The following is an 18,793-nucleotide window of genomic DNA, read 5'->3' on the forward strand; positions in this document are numbered from 1 at the left end:
CTCATTCATTTTACTATGTACACTAGCCTATTTCTCGTTCCATCTTAAATTTTCCAGATCGCGGATGACTTTTTGTTCTCCGATCAGTTCTTGAAGAATTTTATCGACCCAGTGCCTTTTGTTACTTGGAAAAAAATGATAGACCTCGCGGACGGTGATTTGATTATGGAGACGGATATGAACACTGATTTCATTATACCACATTGACCAAATCTCCATTGGGATTTTATCATTCTTCAATCTCAAGCAATTATCACAAATGCCACAGTCCTCCTTAGACTTCTCTCCAAAATAACTCAGCAAAAACCCTTGCCTACATGATTTCTCATCCAAAAAATTCAATACTGACTTGAATCTGGCTCGATACATCTTTCTTTTTTTGACAAACCATCCCATATCCAAATCTATGATATCCAAATGTGGTCTCTCCCTGAGAAAACGGATTTGAGGTAGATTTTTCAGAATCCTGTATCTGATCATTCCCTGCCGATCCAGCTGTTTCAATCTTTCCACGAGTTCGACGACCGAGCAATGAAGATATTTTGCTACCTGGAGCTCATAAATACTGACCGGCAGTGTAAAAACTCCCTCATAATTTCTCATCAAATATTCAAGGATTTTTGAATACAAAGGATCCATCTTATCTAATTCCTCCAACTCGGTTTTTGATGCTATAATTTGCAACTTCGAAGGAGAAAAAACCGAATCATTCAGCTCAATCCATCCGGATTGCTGTAAAATCTGCAGAATGTAAGTTAATTTTTCATGAGCTATCTGATACTTTGTTGCAAATCCGCTCGAGTCAAAATCAAAAGACTCTGCAGAATAATCACCATAAGAAAACTGAAGATCATTGCACAGTTTTGTAAATGTTGATTTCACTTGTTCAAAATCAGGAAACATTGCTTCGAACCGCAATTCAATTTTTCTTCTATCGTCCTGATCATACAGCATGACAGCGTATGACTTTTGTCCATCACGTCCCGCTCGACCAATCTCCTGATAATATTCTTCAAGACTAGGAGGTAAATCAAGGTGCACAACCATACGCACGTCAGGTTTGTCAATACCCATCCCAAAAGCATTTGTACTCACCATTGTGTAGCTACCTGCCAACCAGTGTTCTAGTTTCTCCTTTCTCTCCTGGGACAATAAACCCGCATGATAATAATCTGCACTTATACCCTCCATACGAAGTAAGTTCGATTGATTGACTACCTCTCGCCTGCTTCTCGCATAGACGATATTGGTGTTTCTAAACTTTCTTAAACTTGAGATCAGTCTAGATGGTTTTTGCTCATTCTCTTCAACTACTATTGAAATATTCTCTCTTCGAAAAGATTGTACGAACTCAAGTGGCTCTTTTAGCCGGAGGCTGTGAATAATATCGCGTCTTACATCTTCTGTAGCTGTGGCTGTCAAGGCCATAACAGGACAATTCAACCACTCTCTCAGTGATGCCAGTTTCCCATAGGAAGGCCTGAAATCATATCCCCACTGGGAGATACAGTGTGCTTCATCGATGGCTACAAAATGGATTGGTGCTTGTTTTAAAAAATTCTGGAAGACTCCGGACTCCAATCTTTCCGGTGACACATAGAGTAGTTTCAGACTTCCATAAATTGCATTGTCCATGATCCTCTGAATATCCGCTTTGGATAATCCAGAATGTAGAAACTCCGCCGGTATGCCTTTGTCCTTGAGTGCAGAAACTTGATCCTGCATCAAAGCAATCAATGGTGAAACCACTAGGCAAAAGCCTTCTTTCATTAAAGCTGGAACCTGGTAACATATTGATTTGCCACCTCCTGTTGGCAGCAATGCCAATACGTCTTTACCCGCTAATATAGCAGATATGATTTCTTCTTGAAAAGGTCTGAAAGCCTCATAGGTCCAATATTGCTTTAGGTACTTTCGCGCATCTGGAACCATAAGTATTTACTTGACGGAAGGACAATTGATGCCTCTCTTTCTAAACCTGATTTTCTTTTGTCTAAAGTCTGCTCCAAAGTGCCATGACGCTGTCAGCATCAGACTATGAAACCAGTCCTTGTCTATTTCATTGGCTCTTTGGGAACCGTTCGGGATCATGTACTTATTGGCAATTTCGGCAGCTATATCTCCTCTTGCATTCTTGATAATATCATAACCAATGTAGTTACCACTCACATCATCGAGAAAATCAGTTCTGGTCTTCCTAGTGATATATTCCACAGTTAGCGCCAAATTAGAATTCAGGAAGTATCTAACACCCATACCCATAGTCAAAGCAAAAGCGGAAAGGTCATACAAATCCTTGTACCCGGGTAGTCCTTGCCCCTCTGTCCCCAGATCTCTCAGCTCCACAACTTGACCATTGTATTTTCTTTTGGGATTAAAGTTAAAATAGCTGGCACCCAATGTCAGGTAAAAGTTCATCACACGCGGTTCTTCATAAAACAAACCCATAATATTGGCCTGACCCAAAAGCGACACCTCATTGATAGCACTATAAAAGCTCGCATTCCTGAGCCTGTACCAGTCCTGCTTTCCATAAGAGTCATCACCTTTTACAGATAACCTCATATACTGCAGCTTAAATGCAATAGCATTTGAAAAATCATATCTGAGATGAATGCCTCCGGCTAAACCGGTCTGTTTTATAGCAGCAATAGCATTAGGGGTCAAGTCACCACTATAATTTGATCCTCCCAAACTGATGCCTACATCAATGCTTTGAGCTGCAGCAAAGAATACCAAAGATTGTAAAAACAAAAAGACGAAAAATCTCATTTGAGCGTTTAGACGGGGTAAAAATGAATATGGGTCAAAATATTTTTACTGAATTGCAGCAAATAAAAAACTTATTTTTGCCACAAGTTCGATGGAATTAGACTATCGTCATAATTTTGAAAGACTTATTAATAAAAGAAAAATATAATTTGTTTAATCACTCTTCTCAATTTCAGCTTATTATATGAAAAATATAATCACTTTTATTCTCTTTTTCGCGATTTTTTCTTCTATGAATGCACAGTCAAGCCTACCTAAAAATTGGTATCAACTTGACAAAGACAAAGATTCTTTCCAAGGAATTAGTTCAGAAAAAGCGCTCCAAGAACTTCTGAAAGGACGACCAAGCAAAACTGTCGTTGTGGGAATTTTAGATTCCGGTGTAGATGATAAACATGAAGACCTCAAAAATGTAATGTGGACCAATCCTAAAGAAATTGCCGGCAACTTAAAAGATGATGACAAGAATGGATTCATAGATGATGTCCATGGATGGAATTTTCTTGGAAATAAAAACGGTGAAAATATTGGTCCTGACACGTACGAGTCAACACGAATATATGCAAAGCTTAAGTACAAGTATGAAACTGCTGATCCTGCAAAGCTCACTTCTGAACAGAAAAAAGAATACGAACTATTTAAACAAACAGAAAAAGAAGTAAAATCCAGAAGAGCTACTGCTGAAAGCAATGTAAAAGGAATCAATGAATCAAAAGATATGGTTTACAAAGCTATTGAATCCGTGGAAACAGCACTTGGAGGTAAAGCTTTGTCAGCTGAAAATTTAAATGCCCTCGGTGAACCAGACTCTAAATCCTTGTCCGTTGGCATCTCCATAGCACAAGAGTTCGTCTCCTCAAATCCTGACATCAAAACAATGGATGACTTAAGAAAAGCCTTAGATGTTGAATTTGAAGAAGGCAGCAAACACTTCCAAAATGAGCTAGATTTTGCTTTTAACCCGGATTATGACTCCCGTAAAATCATCGGGGACAATCCAAATGATCCATACGAAAACAAATATGGCAACTCAGACGTCAAAGGCCCTGATGCTACTCACGGTACGCATGTGGCAGGACTGATTGCAGCATCCAGAGGAAATAGTCTCGGCATGGATGGCATAGCCGATAATGTGAGAATCATGTCAGTACGATGCGTTCCTGATGGTGACGAACACGACAAAGATGTAGCCAATGCAATCAGATATGCAGTAGACAACGGAGCCAGTATCATCAATATGAGTTTTGGCAAGGGTTACTCACCCCTTAAAGGAGTGGTAGACGAAGCCGTCAAATATGCTGAAAAACACGACGTATTGCTGGTGCATGCTGCAGGTAATAGTGCACAAGACAATGACAAACTTTCCAATTTTCCAAACAAGAAGTTCGCTAAAAAATCCTGGTTCAAATCTAACAAAGCAAAAAATTGGTTAGAAATCGGAGCGAGTTCCTACGAACAGAGCCCGAACATGTTGGCGGATTTCTCCAATTACGGTAAGAATTCTGTCGATATTTTTTCACCCGGAGTAGCGATTTATTCTACTGTACCAGGTAATGCTTATCGAAATTTACAAGGCACTTCTATGGCCTCGCCCATTGCAGCAGGTGTTGCGACATTGATCAGATCTTATTTTCCGGAATTAACTGCGAAGCAAGTGAGAGAGATCATTCTAAAGAGTGTAGTTCCTATCGCATCAGAGCAGAAAGTACCCGGCATGGATGAAGAAAAAAAGATGTCCCAATTGTGTGTTACAGGAGGTATGATCAATGCATACAAAGCGATTCAGCTTGCACAGCAAACAAAAGGAAAAAAGAAAATCAGTAAAAGTTCAAAGTCGGAAATGACCGCACCAGGTGAATACAGAGCGAATCCTAAGGCATAGTTTGACAGGATTAAGCTGGGTTTTCAATCACTTTTTGGTTAAAAATACATCAGATGAACTTACTGCTCCATTATAAAAGATCTAATAAAAGAATAAGTTATTGATTTGCACTAGACTTTTGCTCTGGATGTCAGTAGGAATGTATTCATTCAGCATTAAATGAAAAACGCATTTGGTTTTACATTTCCGATTTATCGAATTCAGCTCTTTAAAGTATGGTTTTTACTGCGGATCCCATAATGCTTAAATTATATAATTAGTTTTTACAATGTAAGCTCCAACGAATAAGGTATATCAAGTTGTATCGAGTATAAACAATGGACAAAAAATACAGTTAAGGGTTGTACCATCGAAATAATAATAGCAACTTGTGGACTAAATAAAAATCGCGCCTTGCAAGAATTTACCGCGCTTTATTAAATTATCACTGCTGAATTCAACATTTAAGTGCGACAAGGTTCAAAAATACTTCATTTGGTGTTTTGTAGCCTAATTTTTTTCTTGGTCGATTATTTATTTGGGATTCAATTCGATCCAAGTCAGTTTGCTTGAGCATGGAAAAGTCTGATTTTTTTGGCAAGTATTGTCGTATTAAACCATTGATATTTTCATTGCAACCTCTTTCATAAGCGGAATATGGATGAGCAAAGTATATCTTAGTATTCAATGCTTTTGCCAATGTTTGATGATCTGCATTTTCTTTTCCATTGTCTAATGTAATTGTATGGCATAAGTTTTTATATTTTTCAATTTGCAACTGATTGTTTTGGCTGTGAATTTAGCTTCTTTGGACTCCAGCTTAATGATCTTGACAAACAAGGATTTTCTTTCCACCATACTGGCAATTTGGGACTTATGATTCTTTCCTACTATAGTATCTCCTTCCCAATCTCCATACCTTTTTGAGATTCAACAATCTTTGGTCTATCTTCAATACATACTCTGTTTTTGATAATTCCCCTTTGTTTATAGGTATTTTTGCGTCTTCGCCTACTTCTGTGGGAATGTCTTAAATTACTCCATAGATCACCTCCTTTCCTTTTATCTTCATATACATATTGATATATGCACTCTTTACTAACCCTTTCATACTTATCAATATTCGCTCGACCTTCGATTTGCTCTGGGCTCCACTTGATTTTAAGTAATTGATCCACTTTGCTTTTAAGATCGCTTGTAATTTTATTCTTCCTTCCCTTTCCTTGTGCTCTCTGTTCACTCCGATCCTGAGCTCTTGCGCTTCCATATAACTTGTATGAACCAGGTGAAGAGTTTCTATCGAGTTCCCGATATATAGTGCTTCTATGATATCCTAATTCCACAGCAATCTGAATAATGCTCATTCCTTGCCTTTTAAATTGTTCAATTAATACCCTTTGAGGGTAGGTGATTTGTTTATACATTTGTGTACAGTTAAAAATCTTGAGGGGAAAGTACCTATTTTTATAATAGGTCTTTCTCCAAAAGAATGTTTTATTAACTGTCGCACTTATTTATGGAATCTAGTACTTTTATTAGCATTAAAGAATCATAAGATCCGAAGAATATAAATCCGGAAATTTCACAATAGCAATTGACTAAAAAGTTGTTGGACCCAATTCTGCCAATTAGATCTGGCCATAGAGTGCCATATAGCATAGTCTCTTGCCAGTAAAATCAGATGACATATAATGAAGAAGATATTCAAAAAAAGAACATCTCAATTGCAACAGATTGGTTTTTTAGAGCTCAAAAAATTACAATACTATTCCAACAGTACAAGCACAAGCAATTCCGGCTTACAACGTTTTGTTAGAGGGAGGTGCCGGTGAAACCGTAAAAGAAATTGCCCGGAATCCATTATGCTGTACTCATTTATATATTCGTTGAATGTGATTTTCTTTGTAAATGACTTGTCGTAAAAACAAATATTTCAATCATTGGCATAGACCTCCTACAAACAAGTGCGGTCAAAAAATGTCTGGATTTAGTGGATGCCTTATTGATAGTTAAAAATGAAGTTGCTGAATATATCTATCCAATTTGTACAGATACAAAGAGAAAAATGATCTCATTAGATTGAAAAAATTTGCTCTGATATAGCTATTCCGCCGACTTATCTAATCAAGGTCAGCTCCCCAACCAAATCTTTACTTCTTCCTGATCTAAAACTAATCTTTATCAAATAAACATAAACTCCCGGCATTAGCGCTTGATTTTTATAAGTCCCATCCCAAGCGGCTTCTTTTGAATTTACCGGATAGTTGTCTGAAGAAAAAATTAATTCGCCCCATCGATCAAATATTGACACCTTAGCCTGAGTGATATCCTTGCTGCCAAACAATTCCAAATAATCATTGAGTCCATCTCCATTTGCGCTGATTACATTAGGGATGTAAACCTGCTCATCTATAATGCGAATAAAAACACTATCTAATGCCGTACAGTGATCTTCATTTTCTACCAAGACGTATATCATTTGATCCTCTGTTGCCAACAATGTCGGATTTATACAACGGTTACAATCTAACTGGTTCGAGGGGCTCCAGATGATATTTTCAAAATTACCAGCTATTTTAGCTTCAAGACTGATACTTTGGTTTTTTTGAATTTCGATGTCAATACCTGCATCCACGCTCACAGAGTCCGCATCGTCGATCTCAACAACAAAACTGGTTTCACATTGCAGCGAATCTTTGATCACGACTAAATGTGGTCCCGCATCCAGCATCTCAACTTTCAAATTCAAAATTATCTGCTGATCGAGCAACACCTGATAAGGTGGAATACCTGAATGGATTGAAGTAAATTCTATCTTTCCCCATTTTTGATCTTCAAGGCAACTCATATCTACCTGATTGTACTCAAATTGGGGCTCATCCCCCAATATCAATACTACACTGTCTTGATACCTACAAAAATCAGACTGATTTTCAACCCGAATAATATGTGCACCTGCTTTCAGTGAATTCATCTCCAATTTTGAGTCCACCAAAAGTTGACTATCAATACTGTATTGATAAGTGAGATGATTGAAATTTTTAAATTGATCCAATTCCAATACAAAAGGAAAATCCTTTCTACAACCAACAAAAAGAGTGTCATGGTACAAATTTAGCATAGGACAATCCTGCGTCCGACAGCTTACCCATGGACCTATTGCATCTGAACAATCTCCCTGCGCCTGACTTATGAGCCTGCATTGCACTTGTGTATTTGGCGGCAGATTTTCAATTGAAATAGTTGAATCATTTACCCAAAAATAAGAAAAAACGGGATTGAGTTCTACCTGGAAATTTTTAACATTAATTGATTTATCCCATGAAAATTGAATAAAATTTAATCCGGCTTTGCAAACAGCTGTCGTTTGCTCAGGTTTTGGAACAACAATCAGCTCTTTATAAAACTCTTTTTTACAAAATCGATTCTTGACTTCAAATCGAATTCTCTTTAAGCCTGGCTTATTCCATTTTACTTTATATCTCCTATCAGCAATCTTCTGACTGGAAACCGCACCATCCAACTCAATACTATCTTGATCTTCAGTATTCTTTAATCCTATGATAACAAGTTCTGTCTCTTCACCTACACATAGAATACTGTCCAATTCAATACGCAGATCAGGAATATCTACGACATGAAACTCAATTACTTTTTCAAACTCACACAATGCTTTGAAATACCGAACTTTGATTTTATGAATTCCCGGCCCAGCCAATTTCGGATCGAAAATACCAATGGTGCTGTCTATTATTCCTATCCCATGGAAACGAATATTCCAGCCGGATTGAGGATTTACAATCAGGTATGGAATTGTCCGAATAGTATCCTCTCCATTATGCAAACAAACTTGATGAACAGCAGATATCTGAATATCGACAATCGGACATTCAACTGCACGACATTGCTCGAAAAAGACGCGATCACCACATATACTGTCTTGAAGAATAAATTTTATCCTGACCAACTCACCTTGCTTTAATCCGGAAATTATCACAGAATCCTGAGTGATCCGTACTGAACCAAATGTGATTACTGAATCAAGCAACCAGTATACTCTCTGGTTGTTATCTTTCCAATGAAATACTAAAGTAGAGTCCGATGCAGTGCATATCACCTGCGGGTCAACCGGTGTGGGTAGTATCCGAAAACTATGCTCATACTGTTTGGCACAATAATCATTGTATGCCTTAAACCTCAAGCTATGGTAACCTGTGTCGAGTTTAGGCAAAACAAATGAACTATCTTTGAGTCCACTATAAACTAAATTGCCATCAATCTCAATTATTGCTCGTTTAGCAGAAGAATTTAATCCCAAATTCAAAGTAATTAACTCATTTTCACAATAAGTTGATCTCAAGGATAATAATTTGAGTTCCGGCTCAGGAATTACTTTCACCAACTGAGTAAAAATAGAGATACAGTTTCCATTTTCCACAAATCCATACCAACTCGTATCTCGAGTGATTAAAATGATACTATCTATTTTTTCTTGTCGATTCAAATCTGAATAATAATAATCCAGATTTCCGACAACAGGAGGGTCAATTATAAAGTCATAGGGATTGATTGAACTCCCTGCGCAGACAAAGCTATCTTTTGTGACCAAATCTATTTTCTCAACTAGCTTAATCTCAAGTTCAACAGTGTCAGAACAGCTGCCATTCATACCAATAATAAATATGACTGTATCACGATCTATGAGGGACTGGTTCTGAATCTCTATAAAGGCGCCACCAGGATCTTTAAAATAAAAGTTATAATTACTTGTTGCTCGACTAGAGTCAACAACCTGGATGGTGGTCAAATCTAACGCAATAGATTCGCATACTTTTAGTATACAAACCCGGCTGAGTAACTTGCAAAGTCTGAGAACTATCCAGGATTCGACCCAGGCTATCCTTCCAGTATGTTTTGTCTACCGGAATACTCGTCTTCACCTGCAGGACAGAAGTAGTTGTATCGCAACTCAGGTCATTAGATTTTGATAAGCTGATATCATTCAAGTCCTTTTTGATATTGATATAAACTATGCTATCACAAAATGGGAAAGTTATCATCTTGCCGAGTTCAACAAAATTGCCTGAAGAGCAAAATGTCTTCCCAAATATCACAATACACTCATTTTGACAAAGAAAAGTATCCAGATTCTTAGTGGCAAGCGGATATTCTTCAATCGTCAATTTCAAAACACTATCGCATCCTGTGAAATTCTTTAATCGAATCTCATGTTCTCCTTTAAAATATTCGTTCCCTTTATAGTTGTAGGATTGATTTTGGCAGGTATAAAAAGTCCCTATAATATTTTCTGATTCTTTCCCAATGATCACGTCTAAGCAGAAATTTTTTTCATGGCAAGGATTTTTAGCATGTAAGCATACTTTACCTTTTCCTGCTTGAGGCCATTGCACAGTAACCGAAGTTGAAGTTTGAGAGATCAAGTTGCCATTGGTAATTTCCCACTCAGCTTCACATGCACCGTTTATAGCATTAACTGAATATGTCTCTGTTTCGCCTTCGCATACATTGCTTCGTCCCATAATATTGCCACCAATCCCGGGAACAGGAGCCGTAGCAGAGCCTGAAGTGACCGTCACAATAAACGAACATGATGCCGGACCATTTCCATCGATTACGATGTAATAAGGACAACCAATTTTGAGTGGACCTGCGGTAAAACCATGAACTCCCTTAGGCATATATGTATTGCAGTTGCTTACCAGATTGAATGAAGAACAATCGGGGGTATCATACACACCTAACTCAATAGAATTTCCCAAAGTGCATCCTGTTACGTTTACATTGAAACTCAGGCTGGTTGATCCGGCTACAAAAGCAAAATATCTGATAGAATGGACGACAAATGTACAGTAGCCGGGAGGAGCATTCCCCGGTATTGTATGAGAGGTAGTACCAGCAGCTCCATTGAGTTCACATACTACACAAGCATCAGCACAATCATTCGATAGATTTACAGGATTACCGCATATTTGAAACTGGCCGAAAAGCTCAGTCTGACAACATATGACGATACAGATAAGATAATATTTCAGGCAAAAGTTGGACATTATTTAAACCAAACATATTTCCAAAGGATTCTTGGTCCAATAATAATATAAGATTCTGAAATAATAAAACTTACTGCACTAAAATTTCACAAATTCATTGAATTCTTCGAAAAATTACTTTCAGAAGCTTAAAAGACGACACAACACGACATAAACAGACAACTAAAAACGAAAAGAAAGTAAACCATTTTGACAGTTGGACTACTATATGACTATATTTCAAGCGGACAACGAGTAAGCCGATTCCTTGCCGACCCTGTGCTATTTATTTTTTTCCCACCCACATTTTTTAAAACAATTTTAGCCGGACTTCAAGTGGCACATTTGGCTTTGCTCCATTCACAAGCCGACCCTTCGCAAAGCCCAAAGAGCCACTTTTTACCAACACAAAGACGGATCAATGTGATTAAAAAAGTAACTTTGACCGATATAAATTTTAGATGACAAAAGAGATACAAATAGAAGTTAGTTTGATTACCAAATTGACTGACCTGAAATACATGCACAGGGCAGACATTCGGGACAAGGCTTCGCTTGAAAAGAATTTCCGTGAGAAGTTTCAAGCCTTGAATCGTGTAAACTTGACTGATTCAGAATTTGAAAGACTATTTAAGGAAATCATAAATCCAGACGTTTTTGCTTCATCAAAACGACTGAGAGAAATCAACACCTTTACCCGTGAAGACGGCACGCCTTTGCATTACACGTTGGTAAATATCAAAGATTGGTGCAAAAACGAATTTGAAGTAATCAATCAATTACGCATCAGTACAAGCAACAGCCATCACCGTTATGATGTGATTTTGCTAATAAACGGAATTCCCGTTGTGCAAATTGAATTGAAAAGTTTGGAGGTTAGCCCACGAAAAGGCATGGAGCAAATTGTGGACTACAAGAGTGACCCGGGCAACGGCTACACAAATTCATTGCTTTGCTTTATGCAAATGTTTATTGTGAGCAACCGTTCAAACACATTTTATTTTGCAAATAATAACTCTGTACATTTCAGTTTTAATGCTGACGAACAGTTTTTGCCTATCTATCAATATGCCAGTGAGGACAACAAGAAAATCACACACTTAGACGATTTCTCTGAAAAGTTTTTGAGCAAATGCGCACTAAGCCAAATGATTAGCAAATACATGGTATTGGTGGCAAGCGAACAAAAATTGATGGTCATGCGACCATATCAGATTTATGCGGTGAAGGCAATTGTCAATTCTATTCAGGAACACAAAGGCAACGGCTACATTTGGCATACAACAGGAAGTGGAAAAACGCTGACTTCTTTCAAAGCATCTACCCTGCTCAAAGACAACCCGAATATTGAAAAATGTTTGTTTGTGGTTGACCGTAAAGACCTTGACCGACAAACCCGTGAGGAATTCAATAAGTTTCAGGAAGGTTGTGTTGAAGAAAACACCAACACAGAAACTTTGGTAAGACGAATGCTTTCAGAAGACAAGGCTAATAAGGTTATAGTAACCACGATCCAAAAATTAGGAATAATTCTAGATGAAAATAGTAAGAGAAACAGGCTAAAGTCTGATAAAGGTATGGCGACCTTAAAAGAACGTTTAGAACCTTTAAGAAGTAGGCGGATTGTTTTCATTTTTGACGAATGTCATCGTTCGCAATTCGGAGATAATCATGATGCCATTGTAGATTTTTTTCCGAATGCACAGCTATTTGGATTCACTGGAACGCCCATTTTCGATGATAACGCTATTTACAAGCAAGTAGAAGGTGAAGTAGGTTCTTATAAAACTACAGCGGATATTTTCAAAAACCGCCTTCATTCATACACCATAACCCATGCAATAGATGATAGAAATGTGTTACGTTTTCATATTGACTTTTTCAAGCCTGAGAATAATGTAACTATTGGAAGCTTGGAACATAAAAAGGCAGTTGCGAATACTATTTTGAAAAAGCATGATTCTGCAACAGATGGTAAACATTTCAACGCAATATTGGCAACAGCATCTATCAATGATGCTATTGAGTATTACGAACTATTCAAAGACATGCAAGCTGTTAAAGCGAATGAAGATGAAAGCTTCCTTCCTTTAAATATTACTTGTGTGTTTTCTCCTCCTGCACAGCTAATTGCCAAGGAAGGGGATAAAGAGAGCCAGAAGAATGCAGCTGATATTAAACAGTTGCAAGATGATTTGGCACAAGAAAAAGCCGACAACAAAGTTGAACCTGAAAAGAAGAAAAAAGCACTGGAAGCCATCATCAGCGATTACAACAAGCAGTATGGCACCAACCATAGAATCACTGAATTTGACTTGTATTACCAGGATGTTCAGCAACGTATAAAATTTCAGCAATTCAGCAATGCCGACTATCCACGCAAAAATAAAATTGATTTGGTGATAGTGGTGGATATGTTGCTCACGGGCTTTGACAGTAAATATTTGAATACATTGTATGTTGACAAGAATCTGAAATTTCACGGACTGATTCAGGCTTTCAGCCGAACCAACCGCATTTTGAATGACACCAAACCTTATGGCAATATTTTAGATTTCCGCCAACAACAAGCCGAAGTTGACAGAGCTATTGCTCTATTCAGCGGAGAAAGGGTGACAGAACGAGCCAAAGAAATTTGGTTGGTTGAACCTGCACCGAAGGTTATTGAAAAATACCAAGAAGCGGTTAAGGCAATGGAAAAGTGGATGGAAGATAAAAACATGGTATCCGAACCGCAGGAAGTTTACAACATCAAGGGTGATGCTGCACGAGTAGAGTTTATCAATCGCTTTAAAGAAGTACAACGATTGAAAACGCAGCTTGACCAATATACCGACCTGAACGAAGAACAGAAGGCAAAGATTGAAAACCTGATGCCCGAAGAGCAATTGCGTTCGTTCCGCAGTTCTTATTTAGAAATTGCAAAACAACTCAAAGAAATACAGCAAAAAGAAGGCGACAAAGCACCAGAAAACATTCAGCAATTGGATTTTGAATTTGTGTTGTTTGCTTCTTCGGTGGTGGATTATGATTACATCATGAACCTGATTGCCAAATACACACAAGGCATACCGAAAAAGCAGAAAATGACCCGTGACCAACTGATTGGTGTGTTGAGTAGCAGTGCCAACCTGATGGAAGAACGGGAAGATATTATTGACTACATCAAAAAACTGGAAGTTGGCAAAGCACTAAACGAGCGGGAAATAAAAGACGGCTATCAAGCATTCAAGGAAGAAAAGATTGCTAAAAAATTAGCTGAGATAGCACAGCATAACGGTTTGGAATTTTCAGCATTGCACCAATTTACAAATGCCATCATTAGCCGAATGATTTTTGATGCTGACAAACTAAGTGAACTCTTTGAAACTTTGGATTTAGGCTGGAAAGAACGCACCAAAAGAGAACTGGCATTGATGGAAGAACTTGTTCCTGTGTTAAGAAAAAAAGCCGAAGGCAGAGAGATTAGTGGATTGAAAGCATATAATGTCTGAACTATGATTTTTTTGATTAAATGATGGAGATGATTAAAGCAGAGCATAAATATTCTGACCTAACTTCAAAAGTTATTGGCTGTGCAATGAAAGTTCATTCGGCTTTGGGTAACGGATTTCAGGAAGTGATTTATCAAAGAGCCCTGGAAATAGAAATGGCCGATGAAAGAATTGAGTTTAGCAGAGAGTATGAAATGCCTGTATACTACAAGCATCAACAGATTGGAATGAGGCGAGTAGATTTTTTGATAGAGGGAGTAGTTTCTGTGGAGTTAAAAGCCATCATACAATTAGAGGATGTTCATCTAGCTCAGGCAATTAATTATCTCGAAGCATATGATTTAGAAGTTGGGTTATTAATAAATTTTGGGGCAAGAAGCCTTGAATTCAAAAGAGTGACCAACAAAAAGTTCAAACAAAAAAATCAAGGCAATCCAAAAATCAAATAAATCACAGTGCAGACAAATGAGTAAGATAAACGAAAATAAATTGGTGCCGAAACTTCGCTTTTCTGACTTTGCAGGCGAGTGGGAAAAAGATGAATTGGGTAACTTAATCGAAATCAAAGGCAGAATTGGCTATCGAGGATACACAGTAAATGACATTGTAGGTATAGGAGAGGGTGCAATTTCACTCAGTCCTAGCAATATAAGCGATAATAATTTATTGCAATTTGAAAAGTCAACTTATATAACATGGGAAAAGTATAATGAATCACCTGAAATACAATTGAAAGATGGTTACACAGTCCTAGTGAAAACAGGTTCTTCTTACGGGAAAGCAGCACTAATAAAAAATCTACCTGAAAAATCTACAATTAATCCTCAATTAGTCGTATTAAAGCCAAATAAGATTGATAAGCGTTTTTTATTTTATATCGTTTCTAATGCTCCTGTTCAAAAGCAAATAGAAGCATCGGTTGTTGGAGGAGCAATTCCAACTTTATCACAAGAAAGCATTTCTAAATTTGAGGTTTTAATTCCACCCGATAAGGATAAAAGTGAACAAAAGAAAATCGCTGCTTGCCTTTCTTCTTTAGATGAAGTTATCACAGCCGAGAGCCAAAAGCTGGAAGTGCTGAAAGAACATAAAAAAGGCTTGTTGCAAAATTTGTTTCCGCAAAGTCGTCTGAACCGTGATTTATCTGATGAAATGATGAGCATGATGGGCACGAAAAAAAATCAAGGCAATCAAGAAAATCAAAAAAATCAAGGTTCAGACAATGTGCCGAAAGTGAGATCTAAGGAGTTTGAGGATAGTGGGGAGTGGATGGAAACTACTTTAGGGGAAATTGGCGAACCTTTAATGTGTAAAAGAATCTTCAAGGAGGAGACTACCCCAAATCCAAATAATGGTGTTCCATTTTACAAAATTGGAACTTTTGGTCGTTCAGCAGATGCATATATTTCTAAAGAAATTTATGAGGAATATAAAAGCAAGTATTCTTTTCCTAGAATTGGAGACATATTGATTTCAGCCTCTGGAACAATTGGAAGATTAGTTATTTATGATGGTTCGCCCGCCTATTTTCAAGATTCAAATATTATTTGGTTAGGTCATTATGAAGATGCTGTCCTAAATCGTTTTTTGCTTTACTGTTATTCTAATTTGACGTGGCAAACATCTGATGGCGGAGTTATTAGCAGATTATACAATTCTGATTTCAAAAGGATGAAAATCAAATACCCTGATAATAAAGAAGAACAACAAAAAATCGCCTCTTGCCTTTCCTCCATTGACGAATTAATCATTGCCCAAACCCAAAAAATAGAAGCATTGCAACTACACAAAAAAGGATTGTTGCAAGGTTTGTTCCCTAATCTAAATGAAGTAACAGAATGAGCGAAGTAATAAACATAAACCATCCGGAATATGGTGAAATTTTGCAACAAGCTGTTGCCGAAATTCATGCAGCTCGAAATTTGGTTGCCAGGCAATTGGCAAAGGCAACCAACACGGTGTATTGGAACTTGGGGAAATTGCTGTTTGAGAAGCAATTAGCAGAAGGTTATGGTAGCGGAGTGGTCAATCAACTTTCTATTGACCTAAAAAAAGAATTTCCCGATATGGGCGTTTCGCCTCGCAATTTGTGGGATATGAAACGCTTCTATGAGCGTTATCATTTGGCAGATGAGAAACTGCGACAGGCTGTCGCAGTTTTGCCGTGGGGGCACAATGTGCTGTTAATCAACAAGGTTCAATCACTTGATGCCGTAACCTTTTATGCCATCGAAGCGGTAAATAAAGGTTGGAGTAGAGATTGGTTACTCAATGCCATTAAAATGGACAGCTATACCCATGCCCAAAAGCAAATCCAATCGCATAATTTTATCGAAACGCTTCCCATAGCTCAAGCAGACTATGTTAACGAAGTATTTAAAGACAGGTACAATCTTGGTTTTTTAGGTATCACAGAAAAAGCAAAAGAATCAGATTTAGAAAAACGACTGGTAGAAAAGATAAAATCGTTTGTGTTGGAATTGGGAAAAGGTTTTTCGTTTATTGGCAACCAATACCGATTGGAGTATAACAACAAAGAGTATTTTGTAGATATGCTTTTCTTTCATCGTGGCTTGCGCTCATTAGTGGCTATGGAACTCAAAATAGGAAGTTTTAAACCAGAATATGTAGGCAAAATGAATGTCTATCTTTCATTGCTTGACAAATTAGAAAAGGCGAAAACGAAAACCAATCTATTGGCATTATACTTTGTGCAGACAAAGACCATTTGGATGTGGAAATTGCTTTGCAAGACATCAATAAACCCATTGGTGTCGCTGAATACCAATTATTATTACCCAAAGATGAATTACACACTTTGTTAAAAAATGAAATAAAAGCTGTGGAAGAAAATAATCAGGAGCAACCATGACAGAAAATAATCAAACCCAATTAGGCAATACACTTTGGAAAATTGCTGACGAATTGCGTGGAGCCATGAACGCTGACCAGTTCCGTGATTATATGCTTTCGTTTTTGTTTTTACGTTATTTAAGCGACAACTACGAAGCATCAGCCAAAAAGGAATTAGGCAAAGACTATCCTATTCTAAAAGATAATGATAAACGAACACCGCTTTCTATTTGGTATGCGCAGAACAAAACCGATGTAAAGGAATTCGAAAAGCAAATGCGAAGAAAGGTTCACTATGTAATTGAGCCAACGCATTTATGGAACAGCATTGCGGAATTGGCTAAAACACAAAGCAAAGAATTGCTTCGCACTTTGCAAGATGGTTTTAAATACATAGAAAATGAATCCTTTGAAAGCACCTTTCAGGGCTTGTTTTCTGAAATCAATTTAGATTCTGACAAACTTGGAAAGAACTACGAAGAACGAAATAAGAAACTCTGCAATATCATTCAAACCATTGCAGAAGGCATAAAAGAATTCGATAAAGGGGACGATGCTGATTATTTAGGAAATGCCTACGAGTTTTTAATTGGTAAGTTTGCAGCAGGTTCAGGACAAAAAGCTGGCGAGTTTTATACACCGCAAAGAATTTCAGACATACTTTCTTCTATTGTGATACTTGACAGCCAAGACCCAAGTTCAGGCGAAAAGAAAAAGATTGAACAGGTTTTAGACTTTGCCTGTGGTTCGGGTTCGTTATTGCTCAACGTCCGCAAAAAAATGACAGATGCAGGCGGAACAATCGGTAAAATATTCGGACAAGAGAAAAACATCACAACATACAACTTAGCACGAATGAACATGCTTTTGCATGGCGTGAAAGACACAGAATTTGAAATTCATCATGGAGACACTTTACTCAACGATTGGGAAATACTCAATGAAATAAATCCATCTAAGAAATTAGAATTTGATGCGATTGTAGCCAATCCACCATTCAGCTATCGTTGGGAACCAACAGAAGCAATGGGAGAAGATTTTCGTTTCAAAAGTTACGGTCTCGCACCAAAGTCAGCAGCCGACTTTGCTTTTCTGTTACACGGTTTTCACTTTTTAAGTAAAGAGGGAACAATGGCAATCATATTACCTCACGGTGTTTTATTCAGAAGCGGAGCAGAAGAAAAAATCAGAAGAAAACTTTTAGAGGACGGAAATATTGACACCGTTATTGGTCTTCCTGCAAATCTGTTTTTCTCGACAGGTATTCCGGTTTGTATTTTGATTTTAAAGAAGTGCAAAAAATTTGACGATGTGTTATTCATTAATGCCGTTGACCACTTTGAAAAGGGCAAACGACAAAACAGTTTACTACCTGAGAACATTGACAAGATAGTTAACACATACAGAAACAGAACAGAGGAAACTCGTTACTCTCGTAGAGTGACAATGGACGAAATTGTGAAAAACGAATTCAACCTGAATATTTCACGTTATGTAAGCACAACTTTGGACGAAGAACTCATTGACTTGAAAGAGGTAAACAAAAAACTCATTGACCTTGACAAAGAAATATCCGAAGCAAGAGAAACACATAACAAATTTTTAAAAGAGCTGGGACTTCCTCCGATATAAACTAATGATGAACCAAAGCTATATACAAGCACATTTCCAAAGCCACACAAGCCAACGTACAGACCACAGCTTTGTCAAAGAGCTTGCAAAGCAAACGCAAGACAAGATCGTTTTTTAAAATTTCCAGACCCTTT

At 37.6% G+C, this 18,793-nt stretch carries 11 protein-coding genes and 1 pseudogene; 6 read left to right on the plus strand and 6 right to left on the minus strand.

The genetic code is table 11. The annotated features are described in order from the left end of the window. Positions 1–27: 27 nt before the first annotated feature. On the minus strand, positions 28–1,932 hold the full coding sequence (locus IPI99_12175) for a RecQ family ATP-dependent DNA helicase (protein MBK7341271.1): 1,905 nt from the start codon (positions 1,930–1,932) through the stop codon (positions 28–30). A 6-nt stretch (positions 1,933–1,938) separates the two neighbouring features. Next, complete coding sequence (locus IPI99_12180; GenBank protein ID MBK7341272.1) at positions 1,939–2,772, minus strand: outer membrane beta-barrel protein; 834 nt, start codon at positions 2,770–2,772, stop codon at positions 1,939–1,941. Between the two features lie 184 nt (positions 2,773–2,956). Here IPI99_12180 and IPI99_12185 point away from each other — a divergent pair, with 184 nt between their 5' ends. After that, positions 2,957–4,654: a S8 family peptidase gene (locus IPI99_12185; GenBank protein ID MBK7341273.1), complete on the plus strand. Its 1,698-nt coding sequence runs from the start codon at positions 2,957–2,959 to the stop codon at positions 4,652–4,654. 436 nt (positions 4,655–5,090) lie between these two features. On the opposite strand, the gene IPI99_12190 is transcribed toward IPI99_12185, so the two are convergent. From IPI99_12190 to IPI99_12205, 4 genes are all read right to left on the minus strand, one after another. Then, positions 5,091–5,411: an IS30 family transposase gene (locus IPI99_12190; protein MBK7341274.1), complete on the minus strand. Its 321-nt coding sequence runs from the start codon at positions 5,409–5,411 to the stop codon at positions 5,091–5,093. A 112-nt stretch (positions 5,412–5,523) separates the two neighbouring features. Further along, positions 5,524–6,057 carry an IS30 family transposase gene (locus IPI99_12195; protein ID MBK7341275.1) on the minus strand — a complete coding sequence of 178 codons (534 nt, stop codon included), beginning with the start codon at positions 6,055–6,057 and terminating at the stop codon, positions 5,524–5,526. Positions 6,058–6,749: 692 nt separating this feature from the next. Further along, positions 6,750–9,440: a gliding motility-associated C-terminal domain-containing protein gene (locus IPI99_12200; protein ID MBK7341276.1), complete on the minus strand. Its 2,691-nt coding sequence runs from the start codon at positions 9,438–9,440 to the stop codon at positions 6,750–6,752. Beyond that, positions 9,418–10,701 carry a hypothetical protein gene (locus IPI99_12205; GenBank protein MBK7341277.1) on the minus strand — a complete coding sequence of 428 codons (1,284 nt, stop codon included), beginning with the start codon at positions 10,699–10,701 and terminating at the stop codon, positions 9,418–9,420. The genes IPI99_12200 and IPI99_12205 overlap by 23 nt, the downstream gene beginning before the upstream one ends. Before the next feature lie 440 nt (positions 10,702–11,141). On the opposite strand from IPI99_12205, the gene IPI99_12210 reads away from it, so the two are divergent. The 5 genes and pseudogenes from IPI99_12210 to IPI99_12230 all read left to right on the plus strand — a co-directional run bounded on the left by IPI99_12210 (position 11,142) and on the right by IPI99_12230 (position 18,659). Next, positions 11,142–14,174: a type I restriction endonuclease subunit R gene (locus IPI99_12210; protein MBK7341278.1), complete on the plus strand. Its 3,033-nt coding sequence runs from the start codon at positions 11,142–11,144 to the stop codon at positions 14,172–14,174. Between the two features lie 29 nt (positions 14,175–14,203). Then, entirely contained in the window at positions 14,204–14,623 is a 420-nt protein-coding gene (locus IPI99_12215) for a GxxExxY protein (GenBank protein ID MBK7341279.1), read from the plus strand. Positions 14,624–14,639: 16 nt separating this feature from the next. Beyond that, positions 14,640–16,016, plus strand: a complete 1,377-nt coding sequence (locus IPI99_12220) for a restriction endonuclease subunit S (GenBank protein ID MBK7341280.1) — start codon at positions 14,640–14,642, stop codon at positions 16,014–16,016. After that, positions 16,013–17,046: pseudogene (locus IPI99_12225) on the plus strand (DUF1016 family protein). The gene IPI99_12220 and the pseudogene IPI99_12225 overlap by 4 nt, the downstream one beginning before the upstream one ends. Then, positions 17,043–18,659, plus strand: a complete 1,617-nt coding sequence (locus IPI99_12230) for a type I restriction-modification system subunit M (protein MBK7341281.1) — start codon at positions 17,043–17,045, stop codon at positions 18,657–18,659. The pseudogene IPI99_12225 and the gene IPI99_12230 overlap by 4 nt, the downstream one beginning before the upstream one ends. Positions 18,660–18,793: the final 134 nt, after the last annotated feature.

Source organism: Saprospiraceae bacterium (assembly GCA_016710235.1).
Taxonomy (GTDB): Bacteria; Bacteroidota; Bacteroidia; order Chitinophagales; family Saprospiraceae; genus Vicinibacter.